Below are 249 nucleotides of genomic sequence, written 5' to 3'. Positions count from 1 at the left end.
GTTACAACCTGGGCGCATGCTAATGCCTGGCGACCTACAAGGCGCGCCATTGTTATTGTTTTTTCCGGTATCGGGTGAAATAAACAGTGACGATGTCGTTGCGGGTTCTAATTTAGCGCATTTAATTAAGCGTTTTAACGCCTATATAAAAGAAGTTGTAAAACCATTTTATAATGAGCATTTTAGGCACTTTGATCGCCAAATTGTACTTGTAGATGTACTTAGTGCATTAAACGAAGGGCACGAAAC

1 protein-coding gene is annotated in these 249 nt (G+C 40.6%); it reads left to right on the top strand.

The window, feature by feature from the left end; translation table 11 throughout:
- The coding region (locus AAEY57_RS20690) for a YcjX family protein (protein WP_350608746.1) at window positions 1-249 on the top strand (249 nt) is incomplete at both ends.

Source organism: Pseudoalteromonas sp. MER144-MNA-CIBAN-0113, from assembly GCF_040308965.1.
In the GTDB taxonomy this organism is placed as follows: Bacteria; Pseudomonadota; Gammaproteobacteria; order Enterobacterales; family Alteromonadaceae; genus Pseudoalteromonas; species Pseudoalteromonas tetraodonis.
The sequence above is the reverse complement of the archived record's forward strand: the minus strand, read 5'-3'. Positions and strand labels throughout refer to the sequence as shown.